General features: G+C 66.5%; 13 protein-coding genes. All 13 read right to left on the bottom strand.

Going from position 1 to position 16,300, the window contains the following annotated elements; translation table 11 throughout:
• Positions 1-78: 78 nt before the first annotated feature.
• Positions 79-1,809 (bottom strand): methyl-accepting chemotaxis protein, encoded by a 1,731-nt coding sequence (locus tag AC1HFW_RS05680; RefSeq protein ID WP_061071521.1) that lies wholly within the window; start codon positions 1,807-1,809, stop codon positions 79-81.
• A 139-nt stretch (positions 1,810-1,948) separates the two neighbouring features.
• The gene (locus AC1HFW_RS05675; RefSeq protein ID WP_035361922.1) at positions 1,949-2,422 is read right to left on the bottom strand and encodes a hypothetical protein; all 474 of its coding nucleotides are present in this window, start codon (positions 2,420-2,422) and stop codon (positions 1,949-1,951) included.
• 29 nt (positions 2,423-2,451) lie between these two features.
• Positions 2,452-4,335, bottom strand: a complete 1,884-nt coding sequence (locus AC1HFW_RS05670) for a methyl-accepting chemotaxis protein (RefSeq protein ID WP_479282197.1) — start codon at positions 4,333-4,335, stop codon at positions 2,452-2,454.
• Between the two features lie 114 nt (positions 4,336-4,449).
• A complete protein-coding gene (locus tag AC1HFW_RS05665; RefSeq protein ID WP_479282195.1) occupies positions 4,450-6,360 on the bottom strand; it encodes a methyl-accepting chemotaxis protein in 1,911 nt (636 codons plus the stop codon).
• A gap of 144 nt (positions 6,361-6,504) precedes the next feature.
• Entirely contained in the window at positions 6,505-7,764 is a 1,260-nt protein-coding gene (gene flgL, locus AC1HFW_RS05660; protein WP_061071524.1) for a flagellar hook-associated protein FlgL, read from the bottom strand.
• 48 nt (positions 7,765-7,812) lie between these two features.
• A complete protein-coding gene (gene flgK / locus AC1HFW_RS05655) occupies positions 7,813-9,489 on the bottom strand; it encodes a flagellar hook-associated protein FlgK (RefSeq protein ID WP_061071525.1) in 1,677 nt (558 codons plus the stop codon).
• A gap of 73 nt (positions 9,490-9,562) precedes the next feature.
• Positions 9,563-10,546, bottom strand: coding sequence for a flagellar assembly peptidoglycan hydrolase FlgJ (gene flgJ, locus AC1HFW_RS05650; RefSeq protein ID WP_479282193.1), 984 nt, complete (start codon positions 10,544-10,546; stop codon positions 9,563-9,565).
• Positions 10,547-10,551: 5 nt separating this feature from the next.
• Positions 10,552-11,688, bottom strand: a complete 1,137-nt coding sequence (locus AC1HFW_RS05645; protein WP_035360295.1) for a flagellar basal body P-ring protein FlgI — start codon at positions 11,686-11,688, stop codon at positions 10,552-10,554.
• A 2-nt stretch (positions 11,689-11,690) separates the two neighbouring features.
• Positions 11,691-12,383 carry a flagellar basal body L-ring protein FlgH gene (locus tag AC1HFW_RS05640; RefSeq protein ID WP_061071528.1) on the bottom strand — a complete coding sequence of 231 codons (693 nt, stop codon included), beginning with the start codon at positions 12,381-12,383 and terminating at the stop codon, positions 11,691-11,693.
• On the bottom strand, positions 12,383-13,168 hold the full coding sequence (gene flgG / locus AC1HFW_RS05635; protein ID WP_006394443.1) for a flagellar basal-body rod protein FlgG: 786 nt from the start codon (positions 13,166-13,168) through the stop codon (positions 12,383-12,385). The genes AC1HFW_RS05640 and flgG overlap by 1 nt, the downstream gene beginning before the upstream one ends.
• Before the next feature lie 69 nt (positions 13,169-13,237).
• On the bottom strand, positions 13,238-13,999 hold the full coding sequence (locus AC1HFW_RS05630) for a flagellar basal body rod protein FlgF (protein ID WP_054435491.1): 762 nt from the start codon (positions 13,997-13,999) through the stop codon (positions 13,238-13,240).
• 38 nt (positions 14,000-14,037) lie between these two features.
• Entirely contained in the window at positions 14,038-15,507 is a 1,470-nt protein-coding gene (locus tag AC1HFW_RS05625; protein ID WP_035360290.1) for a flagellar hook-basal body complex protein, read from the bottom strand.
• 70 nt (positions 15,508-15,577) lie between these two features.
• Complete coding sequence (locus AC1HFW_RS05620; RefSeq protein ID WP_006394440.1) at positions 15,578-16,273, bottom strand: flagellar hook capping FlgD N-terminal domain-containing protein; 696 nt, start codon at positions 16,271-16,273, stop codon at positions 15,578-15,580.
• Positions 16,274-16,300 lie beyond the last annotated feature (27 nt).

Below are 16,300 nucleotides of genomic sequence, written 5' to 3'. Positions count from 1 at the left end.
CCGCGAACGGGTGCCGGGTCGGCGGGAGCCACGGCCGTCGGGCCGCGCTCCGCATCACGGGGCTCGCGCCCCGGATGATCAGTCCTGCGTCAGCGTCGGCGCCTGGTAGCCGCCCAGCTGATGCGCCGGCACCTCGATCACTTCGCCGGCATTGATCTTGAACACGGCCACCGCTTCGGACAGGCGGTGTGCCTGTTCCTGCAGCGAGCCGGCCGCGGCCGCGGCTTCTTCCACCAGCGCCGCGTTCTGTTGCGTCACTTCGTCCATCTGCGACACCGCGCGGTTCACCTGGTCGATGCCGCTCGACTGCTCCTCGGACGCCGCCGAGATCTCGCCCATGATGTCCGTCACGCGCTTGACCGACGCCACGATCTCTTGCATCGTCGCGCCCGCGCGTTCCACCTGCTGCGAACCCGCGCCGACCTTGGTCACCGAGTCTTCGATCAGGCCCTTGATTTCCTTGGCCGCCTGCGCGCTGCGCTGCGCCAGCGAGCGCACTTCGCCCGCCACCACCGCGAAGCCCTTGCCCTGTTCGCCGGCACGGGCCGCTTCCACCGCCGCGTTCAGCGCCAGGATGTTGGTCTGGAACGCGATGCCGTCGATCACCGACACGATCTCGGAAATCTTGCGCGAGCTGGCCGAGATGCCCTGCATCGTGTTGACCACTTCGGCCACGGCGGAACCGCCGCGTTCGGCCACGTCCGACGCGCTGGCCGCCAACTGGTTGGCCTGGCGCGCGTTGTCGGCGTTCTGCTTGACGGTCGAAGCCAGCTCTTCCATCGAGGCCGCGGTCTCTTCCAGCGAGGCCGCCTGCTCTTCCGTGCGGCTGGACAGGTCGGTGTTGCCGGCCGAGATCTCGCGCGAACCCACCGTGATTTCATCGACGCCGCGGCGCACCGTGGCCACCGTGCGCGTCAGGCTTTCCTGCATGCGCTTGAGCGCGGCGAACAGCTGGCCGATTTCGTTGTGCGAACGCACTTCGACGCGGCTGGTCAGGTCGCCGGCGGCGATCTTGTCGAAATGCTGGCCGGCCTCGACCAGCGGGCGCACCACCAGTCGGCCGAACAGCACGCGGCAGAACACCATCAGGGCCAGCGCCAGCGCCACGGCGACGGCGACGGCGATCATGGCGCGGTTGAAGTTGGCCTCGGCCTGGTCGATCGTGGCCTGCTGCTGGTCGCCGATGTACTTGCTGAATTCAGCGATGGCCTCGATGAAGGCGGCGCTGCGGGGCGTGCCGTACTCGTTGTTGACCATGTAGAAGGTCGAATAGTCCTCGCTGCGCAGCGCTTCCACCATGGTGTCGACGCCGTCATCGATGTACGAACGGTAGCGGCGGACCAGGTTCATCGACAGCTGGCGGCCGGTGTCGTCCTGCAGCATGTTCTTCTGGAAGTCGGCGAAGCGGCTGCGCACGCCGGTCAGCAGGTCGGTGGCGCCCTTGAGCGCCGCGGCCGCGTCACGCGCCGAGTTCTCGCCGCTGCCCCAGCCGGATTCCTGCAGGTGGCGGGCCGCGACCATCAGGCTGACGCGGGCGCGCAGCATGTCGCTGTTGATCACATCCACTTGCTTGGAACGCTCGGTCAGCGCGTTGACCTCGCGGATGGACTCGTAGTTGTGCTGCAGGAAAAAGGCGGCCAGGCCACCCACCGCCGCGATCAGCACCGCGAAGAACGCCATGACCCACAGCAGCATCGTGCCGACGCGGGCGTCGCGCAGTCTCAGCTTGCGTTTCACCTTGGGCGCACGCGAGGCCTTTTTCTTACCGACCTTGCCTGACTTCGCTCCGGATTCCAGACTCGCTTCCATATTCTTTCCCCATCCCTCAGGTACAGCTCTGACCAAATGAAAAACCACCCTGGCGTGCCTTCCTTGCGGACCGGGCACGCATCAGGGCGACGTACGCGGCGGCCTTTGGGGGCCGGCACGCTCTCCGCGAAAACGGGACCTAACGGCCCTGGCGCATCGGCTCGGGCGACACGACGGCCGGCCCCGGTATGACGATGGTTTCCACCTGGACCTCCGGCGCGGGCTGCTGCGCCCATTCCTGACTGGTGTCAGGCACAGGCGCGGGGCCCAGCAACTTCTGGCGTTCCCAGGGTTCCAGCAGAATATTGGTGCTGTCCACGAGGCGCATCAGGCGGCCGTCGGGGCCGAACTGCAGCAGCGCTTCCTTGCGGCTGTACAAGCCGTCCGTGACAAACGTGATCTTGAAGGACCAGAGGGCGAGGAAGGTGCCGTCGGTCTGTTTGTAGAATTTGTCGGGCGGGGCGGTGAGCGCCCGCGAGGCTTCTTCCAGCGTCGTCTGACCCGGCGTCAGGGTCGACAGCTTGCCGGGGTCGAAATTGTGGCCCGTTGCCGCGCAGCCCGCGATCAACGTCGCAATCGCCGCTGCCGCCAGAAGATGTAGATAGCCTCGCATACCTGCCCATTTACCGGTCACAGCCGGCGTCAAAAAGATTCCCAATCATCGTCCGCCGGCGCCTGGCGACGGGTCGCCGCCGGTGCCGGCTTGGCGTCGTTCGCCGCGGCCGTGGCGGCGCGCGGCGCCGGACGGCGCAGCGGGCGCGCCGCGCTGGCCGCTTCCGCCACGGGCGCCGTCTTGGCGCGCGGCGCGGTGTGCGTCAGGCGGGCGGCCGGCGCGGCCTGGCGCGGCGCCGGCTCGGCGGGCGCCACGGCTTTCTGTTGCACGGGCGCCGTTTCCTCGACCTTCGGCGCAACCACGCGCGGGGCGCTGCGCTGCTGGGCCAACTGGCGCGCCGGCACTTCGATCACGTCGCCGGTATTGATCTTGAACACGGCCACCGCTTCGGCCAGGCGCTGCGCCTGCTCCTGCAGCGAGCCGGCCGCGGCGGCGGCTTCTTCCACCAGCGCCGCGTTCTGCTGCGTCACTTCGTCCATCTGCGACACCGCGCGGTTCACCTGGTCGATGCCGCTCGACTGCTCCTCGGACGCCGCCGAGATCTCGCCCATGATGTCCGTCACGCGCTTGACCGACGCCACGATCTCTTGCATCGTCGCGCCCGCGCGTTCCACCTGCTGCGAACCCGCGCCGACCTTGGTCACCGAGTCTTCGATCAGGCCCTTGATTTCCTTGGCCGCCTGCGCGCTGCGCTGCGCCAGCGAGCGCACTTCGCCCGCCACCACCGCGAAGCCCTTGCCCTGTTCGCCGGCACGGGCCGCTTCCACCGCCGCGTTCAGCGCCAGGATGTTGGTCTGGAACGCGATGCCGTCGATCACCGACACGATCTCGGAAATCTTGCGCGAGCTGGCCGAGATGCCCTGCATCGTGTTGACCACTTCGGCCACGGCGGAACCGCCGCGTTCGGCCACATCCGACGCGCTGGCCGCCAGCTGGTTGGCCTGGCGCGCGTTGTCGGCGTTCTGCTTGACGGTCGAGGCCAACTGCTCCATCGACGCCGCGGTCTCTTCCAGCGAGGCCGCCTGCTGCTCGGTGCGACTGGACAGGTCGGTGTTGCCGGCCGAGATCTCGCGCGAACCGACGTTGATTTCGTCGACGCCGCGGCGCACCGTCGACACCGTGCGCGCCAGGCTTTCCTGCATGCGCTTGACCGCCGCCATCAGGGCGCCGATCTCGTTGGTCGACTGCACCTCGACGCGCGTGGTCAGGTCGCCGCCGGCGATCCGGTCGAAGCTCTCGCCGACCGTGCGCAGCGGCCGCAGCACGACGCGGTTCATGAACAGGAACGCGCCCAGCGACACCGCCAGGATCACCAGGACCAGCGCCAGGTAGACATATGCCATGACCGCGCCCTCCGAGCGCGACCCTGCCACCCGCTCTTCGCTGTAGGTGGTGATCGCGGTGGCGAACTCGGTCAATTGCTTGGAAAACGCGCCGCTCGCCGCGGCGGTCTTGGTGTTCTTCAGGTTCAGGTATTCGGCGTTGTCACCCCGGTCCAGCGCGCCCAGCATGGCCTGAAGGCCTTCGGCGAAGCCGTTGAACGAGGCCAGCAACTGGCCTTCGGCGGCGCGGCCAATATCGGTGGTCTTCGGAATTGCCTTGAACTTCTCGAGCTTGGCCTTGCCGTCGGTCAGCAGCTGCTGGACGATGCGGGTGTTCTCGGCCGCGCCCGCCTTGTCGCCGGCGGCGCGCTGGGCGGCGGCGATGTCCGCGCGGATGGTGGCGCGCAGCATCTGCACATAAGAGTCCTTGACCAGATTGCTCTGCTGGACGCTCAGGCTATCCAAAGCGTTGATCGCCTCGGCGTTGGATCGCATGCTGTTCCAACCCAGGGCGATGGCAACCAGCGCGGCCACGGCGACTGCCAATTGGGCAAGCATCAACCCCGTGCGCACCTTCAGATTGCTTAACATTTTCCGATATTTCCGGTAACCGCCAGGGCGGCATATTGGCGCCGCCCCGTCGTAAAAGGGATGTGTTCTCTACTACCTATTCAATGCAACGAAATACCTTGGCAAATCACGCCGTCAGAACGATTCCCAATCGTCATCCGCCGGCGGCGTCCGGCGCGTCGCGGCCGGCGCCGGCTTGACGGGCTTGACGTCGGTGGCGTCGCTGGTCTTGACGACCGGACGACGCAGGGGCCGCGCCGCGGTGGCGCCGCTGTTCGGAGTGGGTCGGGCACGGGCCGGCTGAGCCAGTCGCGGCGCCGGCGCGGCGGCGGGCTTGGCCGCACGCTGGACCGGTGCAGCCGCCGCTTCCGGCTTGGCGGCCGGCGCGGCGACAGCGGGAGCCGCCGCGACGGGCGCTTCGTCTTCCTGCGGCGCCGCCACGCGCGGGGCGCTGCGCTGCTGGGCCAATTGACGCGCCGGCACGTCGATCACGCCGCCGGCATTGATCTTGAACACGGCCACCGCTTCGGCCAGGCGCTGCGCCTGTTCCTGCAGCGAGCCGGCCGCGGCCGCGGCTTCTTCCACCAGCGCCGCGTTCTGCTGCGTCACTTCGTCCATCTGCGACACCGCGCGGTTCACCTGGTCGATGCCGCTGGACTGCTCCTCGGACGCCGCCGAGATCTCGCCCATGATGTCCGTCACGCGCTTGACCGACGCCACGATCTCTTGCATCGTCGCGCCCGCGCGTTCCACCTGCTGCGAACCCGCGCCGACCTTGGTCACCGAGTCTTCGATCAGGCCCTTGATTTCCTTGGCCGCCTGCGCGCTGCGCTGCGCCAGCGAGCGCACTTCGCCCGCCACCACCGCGAAGCCCTTGCCCTGTTCGCCGGCACGGGCCGCTTCCACCGCCGCGTTCAGCGCCAGGATGTTGGTCTGGAACGCGATGCCGTCGATCACCGACACGATCTCGGAAATCTTGCGCGAGCTGGCCGAGATGCCCTGCATCGTATTGACCACTTCGGCCACCGCCGAACCGCCGCGTTCGGCCACATCCGACGCGCTGGCCGCCAGCTGGTTGGCCTGGCGCGCGTTGTCGGCGTTCTGCTTGACGGTCGAGGCCAACTGCTCCATCGACGCCGCGGTCTCTTCCAGCGAGGCCGCCTGCTGCTCGGTGCGGCTGGACAGGTCGGTGTTGCCGGCCGAGATCTCGCGCGAACCGACGTTGATTTCGTCGACGCCGCGGCGCACCGTGGCCACCGTGCGCGTCAGGCTTTCCTGCATGCGCTTGACGGCGCCGAACAGCTGGCCGATCTCGTTGGTGCTGCGCACTTCGATCCGGCCGGTGAAATCGCCGCCCGAGATCTTCTCGAAGTGATCACCCGCCTCATGCAGCGGACGCAGCACGGTGCGGTTGATGAAAATCCAACAGCCGACGGCCAGCACCAGCGCGATCGCCAGCAAGGCGATGGTGACGCTGCGCGAGATGTTGTGGTCGACCTCGGCCTGCGCCGCGAGTTCGTCGGTGCGCGTGTCGATGAAACTCAGGTAATTGTCGACGGCCACGCGGAACTTGGTGTTGACGTCGCTGGCGGTGTCGTTCAGGTTCAGGTAGTCCTGGATGGCCATGTTGGCCAGCGCGGCCGACTGGCGCTTGAGCACGCTGTCGTATTCCTTGAGCGCGGCCTCGACGGCCTGGCCCAGCGCTTCCGTGCCGGCCAGCTTCGGCGCCTTGCGGAAGGCGTCCATCATCTTGAAGGCGTCCTGCATCAGGCCGTCGGAACGCTTGGCCTGCGCCGTCGCCTGTTCCGTCTTGCCTTGCTGCATGTCCATCAGCGACGTGGACAGCAACAGGCGGGCGCGCAGGAAAACGGTGTAGGCACGGTTCAGCGGCACGGCCTGGTCGGAGTACGCGCTGTTGATCTGTTCCAGCTTGTCGTTGCTGGAATTCAACCCCATCCAGGCCACGCCATTGGATATGAACATGGCACCCGTGAAGAGCAGCAGCACCAGAATTATGCAGGTGCGAACTTTCAAATTGACAAGCATGAAATATCCGAGCGTTAAGCGTGGTGAAACGACAAAATTCCTACCCTGTACGCACACACGGACGCTCCGGCATACCACCGGAAGCGTCCGTAAGGGCGCAACATGCCGGGCCCGTCGTCGGGCACGGCCTATGGACTCACCGCATTATTTGCGGCTGAAAAGACTCGATCCCTGGATCGTCATGAAGGCCGCCGACGCCGCCTGCAGGGCCACCTGGCGCAGTGCCAGCTGGCTGGCGCCAGAGTAGTAGTCGAGGTCTTCGAGGTCGGACAGCGACTTCGAGTACGACAGGCCCTTCTGCGTGCCGGTGGCGTCCAGCGCCTCCAGTTCGTTCATGCGGGCGCCGACCGACGCGGCCACCGTCTGCACGTTGTCGTAGTTGGTCGACAGCTTCTTGTTGGCGGTCGCCAGCTCGTTGTTCAGCTTGGCCAGCGCCACCGGATCGCCGGCGATGGGCGAATCCAGCGTCTTGATCAGGCTGTCCAGCGTATTGAACAGGTCGACGTCGGCCGATTGCACGCTTTCAACGTTGATCACGTCGCCGTTCTGCGGGTTGCCCTTGATCACGACCGACACGCCGCCGAAGTCGATGGCGGCATCCGGCGTGTAGGCGGTCGGGGCGGCCGGCGGCGCGGGGGTGGTGACCGGCGGCACCGGCGGGTTGGCGTTGGGATCGGTCGTGATGACGCGATAGCCCATGTTGCCGGTGGCCGGATCCGATTCGAACTGCAAGCTGAAATTCTTGCCGATGTTGGCGCTGCCCGGCGTCACCGACACCGTGCTGAACTGGGCGGTGCCCGTGTTGGCGGCGGCAGCGGTGCTGACGTAGGCTTGCGAACCCGGGTTGGCGCGGTTGAAGACGTCGCTGCCGATGTCGCTGGTGGACATCTGGCGCGACTGGTCGACCTGCACCGTGCGTTCGCCGGTGGCGCCGCTGTAGACGATCTTGCCGGTGGTGTCCTGGGCGTAAGGCACCACGCCACCCTGGAAACCGGAGAACAGGTACTGGCCGTTGCCGTCGGTGCTGTTGGCCAGGCCCAGCAATGCGTCGCGCGCATTCTTCAAGGCGGTGGACAGGGCCTGGCGGTCGCTGTCGGCGAACGTGCCGTTACCGGCCTGCACCACGCGAGTGCGCACGTCGGCCAGCGCCGTCGTGATCGAATCCAGGACGTTGTTTTCCTGGGCCAGATTGGTCTTGGCCGTATTGCGGTTGAGCTGGTACGTCGCGTTCATGCTCTGCGTCTGCGCCACGTTGATCGACAACGAGGCCGACAACGGATCATCCGCCGGCGTGAGGAATTTCTTGCCGCTGCCGACCTGTTCGACCAGGCGGTTCATGTCGGATTCCTGAGCGAGGACGCCCTTGAGTCCGTTCGAGTACATCATGGAGGTGCTCAGGCGCATGGGGATACTCCGAATTTTTCTTGATGGGTCACGATGTCAACGATCCGGTCAGCCGCGCAGGCCCAGCAGCGTATCGAACAGCGTGCTGGCGACGTCGATGATGCGGGCGCTGGCCTGGTATTGCTCTTGGTAGAGCGACAGGCTCACGTATTCTTCATTCAGGTTGACGCCCGACACCGCCTGCTGGGCCTCGAGCTTCTGGGCGACGAGGTTGGACTGGGCAGTGTTGGCCGACTTGATCTGCGCGGTCTGCACGCCAACGGTGTTGACCACCTGCGAGAACATCTCGTTGATGCTCATCGTGCCATGGCCCAGCACCTTGGTGGTCTGCAGCTGGGCCAGCTTGAGGGCGTTCTTGCCGTTGGCATCGCCACCGGCGGTGTCGGCCGCGGCGATCTTTTCCGGATCGGTGATCAGCACGTTGATGTCGCGGGCCGCATCGCGCGTGGGCGACAGCGACCACTTGTCGCCGGCTTGCGGCGGCGAGTCGATCGTCAGCGTGACGCCCATTTCGGCGCTCAGGTCCAGCGTGGCGGTGGGCGGCGTGCCGGTGGCCGGGCCGTTGTACACCTGGGTGCCTTCCGGCAAACGCGTCACGCGGTAGTTGGCGCCGTCGAAGCTGACTTCGTAGTCTTTGGCGTTGATGTTGTTCAGGTTGGTGAACGTGCCGCTGATCTGCGCGCCGCTCTTGTTGGCGGCGTTCGGCACGCCCTGCGGCTTGCCGATGCTGAAGAAGTCCGTTCCCGGGTTGCCGGCGGTATCCAGGCCCTGGCGGTGCTGCTCGTTGAACGACATCGCCAGGCCGACGGCCATCTGGCCCAGCTGGGCCTGCATGACGTCCAGCGACGAGGCGCGGAACTGCAGCAGGCCGCCCAGCTTGCCGCCGGTGACGTCGGCGTCGTTCAGTTCGACCGACACGGTCTTGCCGCCCGAACCGGCCGGCAGCGTGTAGGCGACGACGGTGCGGCTGACGTCCTTGGACGATGCCACGGCCTGCAGCGGATAGATGGTGTTGCCCGACAACAGCGCCTGGCCACCCGAGGCCAGCGAGATGTTGATCTTGTCGCCCTGCTCGTAGGTCGTGACGCCGATCAGCTGGTTCAGTTCCGAGACGGCCTGGTCGCGCTGGTCCATCAGGTCGTTGGGGGGATTGCCGCCGGCCTTGGCGCGGGCCGTGGAAATCTGGTTGTTCAGGTCGTCGATGCGGGTCAGGTAACTGTTGACCTGGTCGACGGTGGTCGAGATCTGCGTATTCAGGCCCAGGCGCTGGTTCTGCATTTCCTGGTAGGCCGAGCGGATCTGCGTGGTCAGGCTGTTGGCCTTGCCCAGCAAGTCCTGGCGCGCGGCGGGATCCGCCGGCTTGCTGGCCACGGTGTTCATGCTGGTGAAGAAATTCGACAGGCCCGGGGCGATGCCCACGGTGCGGTCGGCGAACAGGTTGTTGACCTGGGAAATCTGGTCGAACTGGGTCTGCAGCTGAGCGCTGCTGCCCTGCGCGCCGACCAGCTGCTTGTACAGGAAGCTGTCGTAGCTGCGCACCACGGTGTCCACCTGGACGCCGCGGCCAATGAAGCCATTGCTGGTGGCCTGGGCGCCGGCGGTCGAGATCATGACGCGCTGGCGGTTGTAACCGACCGTGGTGGCATTGTTGATGTTGTGGCCGGTGGTTGCCAGGCCCGCCTGGGACGCGTTCAGCCCGCCCAATGCCAATTTGTACAGATTCATGCTGACAATGCCCCGTATGTAACCGCGACTGATATTTCTGGATACCCGATTAACGGCAGCAGGTAGTCCAAATTTAGAGTCCTTCCAACATCTGACGCGAAATATCGACCTTGGCGGCGGCGCCGCGCAGCTGGCTCATGACGCCGATCAATTTCTGCGCATACTGCGGATCGGTGGCATAGCCGGAACTCTGGATGCGGCGGGCCGCCTCGATCTCGTTGCGCGCCTGGGTCACGCTCTCGTAGCGCGGGCTGGTGCCGATCAGGCGGGCGTAGTCCGCGAACGATTCCTCGTAGGACGAATAGGCCCGGAAGGGTTGCGTCACCTTTTTCGCGACACCGCCTTCGTATTCGGTGGTCAGCACATTGACGACCCTGCCCTTCCAGCTCGGCCCCGCCTTGATGCCGAACAGGTTGTAGCTGGTGCGGCCGTCCTCGTGCTTGATCTCGCGCTGGCCCCAGCCGGACTCCAGGGCCGCCTGGCCCATGATGAGGCGGGCCGGCACGCCGCTCTGCTGCGACGCCAGGGTGGCCGCGCGCGACATCTTCGACACGAAATTGATGACGTGCTCGGGCGCGCCCTCGGCCGCGGCCAGGGCGCGGTCGCTGGCGCGGTTGTTGCGCATCACGTCCATCAGCGCCGACACCTGGCGCGAGCCGCCGGTCTGGAAATCCAGGTCGGTGCCCTGCCCCAGGCGCTGTACGGCCTCGGCCGACAGGTCGCCGGGCTTGCCCTGCTGCATCTGCGCCAGGATCGACTGCGACAGGCCGATGCCGGGCGTGGCCAGGTGCAGCGCCAGCTGCTCGTCGGCCATCGATTGCAGCATCTGGGTCTGCTGCGAGTCGAACAGCCCTTCCTTGGGCGTCGCCTCGCGCATGCGCTTGAGCATCATCTGCAGGAACAGGGCCTCGAACTGCTTGGCCACCTGCTTCTGCTGCTCGGTACCGGGATTGGCCGGGTCCTTGGTCACGTCGCGCTTCAGGTCCGACAGGCGCCCCATGTCGAACACGGAATCCTGGCGACTGCCCAGGGACGCGGAGGTGTTGGCGTAGCCCATGGCGGTCAGATGATTTCCAGCTCGGCGCGCAGGGCGCCGGCGGTCTTCATGGCCTGCAGGATCGCCAACAGGTCCTGCGGCGTGGCGCCCAGGGCGTTCAGGCCCTTGACCACGTCGGCCAGGTTGGCGCTGGTGGTCACGCGTTGCAGCGAACCGTTGTCCTGGCGCACCTCGATCTGGGTGTTGGGCACCACCACCGTCTGCCCTTCGGTGAACGGCGTATCCGGTTGCGACACCTGGTTCTGGCGGTTGATGATGACCGACAGGTTGCCGTGCGCCACGGCGGCTTCCTCGATCATGACCGTGCGGTTCATGACCACCGAGCCGGTGCGGGCGTTGATGATGACCTTGGCGACGGTCGGCGCGCGCGTGACCTGCAGGTCCTCGACCTGCGACAGGAAGCGCGCCTGCGCCGACTGCTCCATCGGGCTGCGCACCTGCACCACGCGGCCATCCAGCGCCGTGGCGGTGCCCTGCCCGAACTTGCGGTTCAGCGCCGCCACCACGTTCTGCGCAGTGCCGAAGTCGGTGTTGTTCATTTCCAGGTAGATGTAACCGTCGCGCGCGAAGGTGGTCGGCACCCCGCGCTCGACGATCGCGCCGGCGCTGATGCGGCCGCCATTGAGCTGGTTGATCTGCACGCTGGAACCGCCGGCCGAGGCGCCCGCGCCGCCGACCAGGATGTTGCCCTGGGCGATCGCGTAGACCTGGCTGTCGGCGCCCTTGAGCGGGGTCATCAGCAGCGTGCCGCCGCGCAGGCTCTTGGCGTTGCCCATCGAAGACACCACCACGTCGAGCGTCTGGCCCGGGCGGGCGAACGCCGGCAGGGTCGTGGTGACCATGACCGCCGCCACGTTCTTGAGCTGCATGTTGCTGCCGGCGGGCACGGTGATGCCCAGCTGCGACAGCATGTTGGTCAGGCTCTGCTGCGTGAACGGCGTCTGGCGCACCTGGTCGCCGCTGCCGTCCAGACCCACCACCAGGCCATAGCCGATCAGCTGGTTGCCGCGCACCCCCTGGATGGAGGCCAGGTCCTTGAGCCGTTCGGCATGCGCCGCCGAGGCGCCGGCCAGCAGCCCCGCCGCGACACAAACGCGCGCCAGCAGGGACAACAGGGCGGAAATCGGAGTGGGTTGTTTCATGGTCAGAACGGCGAAGCGATCAGGAAGAAGCGTTGCAGCCAGCCCATGGTCTGGACCTCGTCCATGACGCCCTTGCTGCGGTATTCGATGCGGGCATCGGCCACCTGGGTGGACGACACGGTGTTCGTGCCGGTGATCGAGCGCGGATCGACCACGCCCGAGAAGCGCACGTACTCGCTGCCCCGGTTGATGGCGATCTGCTTTTCGCCGGCCACTTGCAGGTTGCCGTTGGACATCACGCCCACCACCGTGGTGGTGATGGTGCCGGTGAAGGCGTTGTTGGCGGTGCTGTCGCCCTTGCCCTGCGCCACGTTGCCGCCCTTGGCGTCGGTGTTCAGGTTGGCATTGGCCCAGCTGTCCATGAACGACGGCGCGGCGGCGATGCCCAGGCTGGCATTGCCGCTGCGATTGGTGTTGGTCGCGACGTTCTTGGAGGCGTTGGTCTTCTCGTTCAGGACGATGGTGACGATGTCGCCGACGTTGCGCGGCCGGCGGTCCTCGAACAGCGGATAGTTGCCGTAGGTCGTGGGCTGGTAGATCGAGCCGGTGGGCTGCGCCGTCGGCATCGGCGGCGCCGGCGGCGCCGCCGTCGTCGGCCCGGTCACGATGGGCTCGGGCGGAATCATGGCGCAACCGGCCACCAGCAACGCCAGGGCCGCACTCGAAACCAGACGCAGGACAGACGACATAGGCATCACAGTTGGGTCAGGCGGGCCAGCATTTCGTCCGAGGTCTTGACGGCTTTGCTGTTCATTTCGTAAGCGCGCTGGGTCGTGATCATGTTGACCAGTTCCTCGGCGACGTTCACGTTGGAGGTTTCGACGTAGTTCTGCATGAACGTGCCGGCGCCATCGACGCCGGGCTGCAGCAGGTTGGCCGGGCCGGAGGCGTCGGTTTCCAGGTACAGGTTCTCGCCGACGCTCTGCAGGCCGGTCGGGTTGATGAAGGTGGCGACCTGCAACTGGCCGATCTGCACGTTGACGCCGGCCGCGCCGGGCTGGGTCACCGAGACGATGCCGTCCTTGCCGATGGAGATCGACAGGGCGTTGTCCGGCACGTTCATCGGCGGCTGGATCACGTAGCCGCTGACCGTGGTCAGCTGGCCGTTCTGGTCGCGCTGCAGCGCGCCGTCACGGGTGTAGGCCTGGGTGCCGTCCGGCAGTTCGACCTGCAGGAAGCCGCGGCCGTTGATCGCCACGTCCAGTTCGCCGCCGGTGTTGTTCAGGCCACCGGTGGTGTGGATGCGCTCGGTGGCGGCCACGCGGGCGCCGGTACCGAGTTGCAGGCCCGACGGCAGCTGCGTGGCGTCGCCGACCTGGGCGCCGGGTTGGCGCAGGGTCTGGTACATCAGGTCCTGGAACACGGCGCGGCCGCGCTTGAACCCGTTGGTCGAGACGTTGGCCAAGTTGTTGGAAATCACGTCCATCGAGGTCTGTTGACCTTCCAGGCCCGTCTTGGCAATCCACAGCGAACGCATCATGATGAAGTACTCCTGGAGCGGCGGCCCGGCCGCGCGCGAAAATTATTTTGTTCGGATCGGCTGACCGGATCAGGAAACCGAGAGGATGCCGTTGGCGCGCTCGGCGTTGCGATCCGCCTGCTGCACCACCTGCATCTGCTGCTCGAAGCGGCGGGCGTTCTCGATCATGCCCACCATCGCCGCCATGGGATTGGTATTGCTGCCTTCCAGCACGCCGGACAGCACCCGCAGGCTGGGGTCGGCGGGGGCCGGCGGCGCCGGCTGGCCGTTGACCGGCGCCAGGCGGAAGACGCCGTCGTCGCCGTGCACCAATTGCGCTTCCGGCGGGTTGGCGAGCTTGATGCGGCCCAGGTTCAGGATGTTGTTGGGGGCATCGCCAGCGCCGATGGCGGTGATGGTGCCGTCCGAGGTGATCGTCAGCGCCGCCTGGTCGGGCACGTCGATGATGCCGTTCTGGTCGGACATCACGGGCTGGCCCAGCGAGGTCTGCAGCAGGCCGTTCACGCCCACCTGCAGGCTGCCGGCGCGGGTGTAGGCCTCGCCTTGCGGGGTCTGCACCGCGATCCAGCCGTTGGAGCTGGCCAGGGCCACGTCCAGGTCGCGGCCCGTGGTCTGCATGTTGCCCATCTCGAAGTTGTTGCGGGGCGTCGACGCCACCGTCGAAACACGCGTCGGCAGGCTCACGCCGTCGTTCACCGGAACCGACCGGTACAACGCGATCTGCTCGCGAAAGCCCGGCGTGTTCACGTTGGCCATGTTGTTGGAGAGCGCGGCCTGGTGCTCCGTGATCCGCGCTGCGCCATTCATGGCGGTGTAGATGATTCGATCCATTGCCTATTCCGTCGGTGTCGTCGCGTGCCCGTCAGGCATTACTTCAGGTTCATCAGGACTTGCATGATTTCGTCCTGGGTCTTGATGGTCTGCGAGTTGGCCTGGTACGTGCGCTGGGCGATGATCATGTTGACCAGCTCCTTGCTCATGTCGACGTTCGAGGCTTCGGTTGCCTGGCCCACCACCTTGGACATGCCGTTGTTGCCCGGCTGGCCCAGGATCGGCTGGCCCGACGAGGCGGTTTCCTTCCAGGCGTTGTTGCCCACCGGCTGCAGGCCCTGCAGGTTGGCGAAGTCGGCCAGCACGATGGTGCCGACGATCGAGGTTTCGCCGTTGGTGTAGCTGGCCACCAGGCTGCCGTCGGCGCTGATGTTGATGCCGCGGAACTCACCCGAGGAGAAACCGTCCGGCTGGGCCTTGAGCGCATAGGCGCTGCCGTACTGCGTGGTGCCGGCGTAGTTCACGGAGATCGCCAGCGGATCGGCCGGCGTGGTGCCGCCGCCCGGCGTCGCGAACGACAGGTTCACCGTGGCGGCGCTGGTCATCACGCCGGCCTTGTTGAACGTGAACTGGGTCGGGTTGCCCCACACGGCGCCCGCCTGGGTGGTCGGCGCCATGGCCTGGCCGTCGATGGTGTAGTAGACGTCGTAGACGCTGTTGCCGGCGGCGTCGGCGGCGCGCTTGGCGAAGTACTGCATCACCTGGTGCGAGTTGCCCAGCGAGTCGTAGACCGTCATGGGCGAGGCATTGGTGTAGCTGCCGGGGACCTTGGGGTCGAACGGCTTGCCGACTTCGGTCACGGCGGCGGTGAAATCGACGAAACCGGGGATGACGTTCAGGTTGCCGGCGGTGACCTGGCCGGTACCGTCGATGGTGACGGTGTTCGGCGCGGTGCCGTAGGTGTTGGCCGGCGGGTTGCCCGGCGCCCAGGTGATCGCGCCGCCAGGCGCCTTGGTGAAGGTGTAGGCGGTGCCGCCCAGCGTCACGGAGCCCGGCACGGCCGGCGAGGTCACGGTGTCGACCTGGTAGATGACCTTGGCGTTGGCGTCCAGGTTGGCCACGGTGGTGGCGGTGGAGGTGGCCTTGGGCGCCACGTTGGCGGTGGGCAGCTGCAGCTCGACGGGGTTGGCGCCGATGCCGCCGTTGGGGTAGCCGGTCAGGCGGTAGCCCTGGGCGTTGACGATGAAGTTGTTCTTGTCGACCAGGAACTCGCCGTTGCGGGTGTACATCACGGCGCCGCTCTGGTCCGTGACGCGGAACATGCCCTTGGCGCCGTCGATGGCGATGTCGTATTCGCCACCGCCGCCGTTGACCGTGCCCACCGTGAAGCGCTGGGTGATCGCCGACACCTTGGTGCCCAGGCCCACGCGCGAGCTGGCGTAGACGTCGGCGAACGACGCGGTCGACGACTTGAAGCCGACGGTGCCCGAGTTGGCGATGTTGTTGCCGATGACGTCCAGGTTCTGCGCCGCGGCGTTCAGGCCGCTCAATCCTTGTCCGAAACCCATGTTTTCTCTCGCTAATCTTTAAAGGGGAAACCGCCGCCGTGGCGCCGGCTGATAATCAAACCGGCTGGCCTCAGCCGATCACCTTGCGCACATCCAGCATGCTGGTCTGGCCATCCAGGCCCATATCCAGGCGCAGGCCGTTGGTCGAGTAAGCCACGCTCTTGACCTTGCCGTACTTCAGCACTTCGGCGGCCACCTTCTTGTCATCGCCATCCGTGGCCAGGACGGACACGGTGTACGCGCCCGCATCCAGCGCCACGCCGGCGTCGTTCTTGCCGTCCCAGTCCAGCGTGTACACGCCGGCCTTCTGCTCGCCCAGCTCGATGGTGCGCACGACCTGGCCGTTTGCGTCGGAAATGCGCACCTGGACCTTGGCGGCGTCCTTCTGCAGATCGATGCCGTAGGGCGTGACCACGCGCTCGGAAGGGTTCGCGCTGTCCACGCCGACCTTGACGGCCGAACCGGGCACCAGCACGCCCTTGCCGATCATCGCGACCGCGTTCATGGACTGCGACACGTCGATCTGGCCGCTGATGGCCAGCATGGTGTTCTTCAGGTTGGTGATGCCTTCCACCGTGGAGATCTGCGCCAGCTGCGAGGTCAGCTCGGCGTTCTGCATGGGGTTCAGCGGGTCCTGGTTCTTGAGCTGCGTGACCAGCAGCTTCAGGAACTGGTCCTGCAGGCCCTGGGCGGTGCTGGAGCCATTGGCGCCGCTTTGCGCCAGGCCCAGGCCGGTCTTGCTCGTGGATTGGTCGACGGTGGTCATGGGTTCACTTCTTCAAAAACTTCCGCG

The organism is Achromobacter sp. ISS7 (genome assembly GCF_056523125.1).
The sequence above is the reverse complement of the archived record's forward strand: the minus strand, read 5'-3'. Positions and strand labels throughout refer to the sequence as shown.

Coding starts and splice junctions, on each gene's coding strand:
- AC1HFW_RS05640 (WP_061071528.1), bottom strand. CDS start 12,383: ATGCCTATGTCGTCTGTCCTGCGTCTGGTTTCGAGTGCGGCCCTGGCG.
- AC1HFW_RS05675 (WP_035361922.1), bottom strand. CDS start 2,422: ATGCGAGGCTATCTACATCTTCTGGCGGCAGCGGCGATTGCGACGTTG.
- flgG (WP_006394443.1), bottom strand. CDS start 13,168: ATGATGCGTTCGCTGTGGATTGCCAAGACGGGCCTGGAAGGTCAACAG.
- AC1HFW_RS05620 (WP_006394440.1), bottom strand. CDS start 16,273: ATGACCACCGTCGACCAATCCACGAGCAAGACCGGCCTGGGCCTGGCG.
- AC1HFW_RS05670 (WP_479282197.1), bottom strand. CDS start 4,335: ATGTTAAGCAATCTGAAGGTGCGCACGGGGTTGATGCTTGCCCAATTG.
- AC1HFW_RS05630 (WP_054435491.1), bottom strand. CDS start 13,999: ATGGATCGAATCATCTACACCGCCATGAATGGCGCAGCGCGGATCACG.
- AC1HFW_RS05645 (WP_035360295.1), bottom strand. CDS start 11,688: ATGAAACAACCCACTCCGATTTCCGCCCTGTTGTCCCTGCTGGCGCGC.
- flgJ (WP_479282193.1), bottom strand. CDS start 10,546: ATGGGCTACGCCAACACCTCCGCGTCCCTGGGCAGTCGCCAGGATTCC.
- flgL (WP_061071524.1), bottom strand. CDS start 7,764: ATGCGCCTGAGCACCTCCATGATGTACTCGAACGGACTCAAGGGCGTC.
- AC1HFW_RS05625 (WP_035360290.1), bottom strand. CDS start 15,507: ATGGGTTTCGGACAAGGATTGAGCGGCCTGAACGCCGCGGCGCAGAAC.
- AC1HFW_RS05665 (WP_479282195.1), bottom strand. CDS start 6,360: ATGCTTGTCAATTTGAAAGTTCGCACCTGCATAATTCTGGTGCTGCTG.
- AC1HFW_RS05680 (WP_061071521.1), bottom strand. CDS start 1,809: ATGGAAGCGAGTCTGGAATCCGGAGCGAAGTCAGGCAAGGTCGGTAAG.
- flgK (WP_061071525.1), bottom strand. CDS start 9,489: ATGAATCTGTACAAATTGGCATTGGGCGGGCTGAACGCGTCCCAGGCG.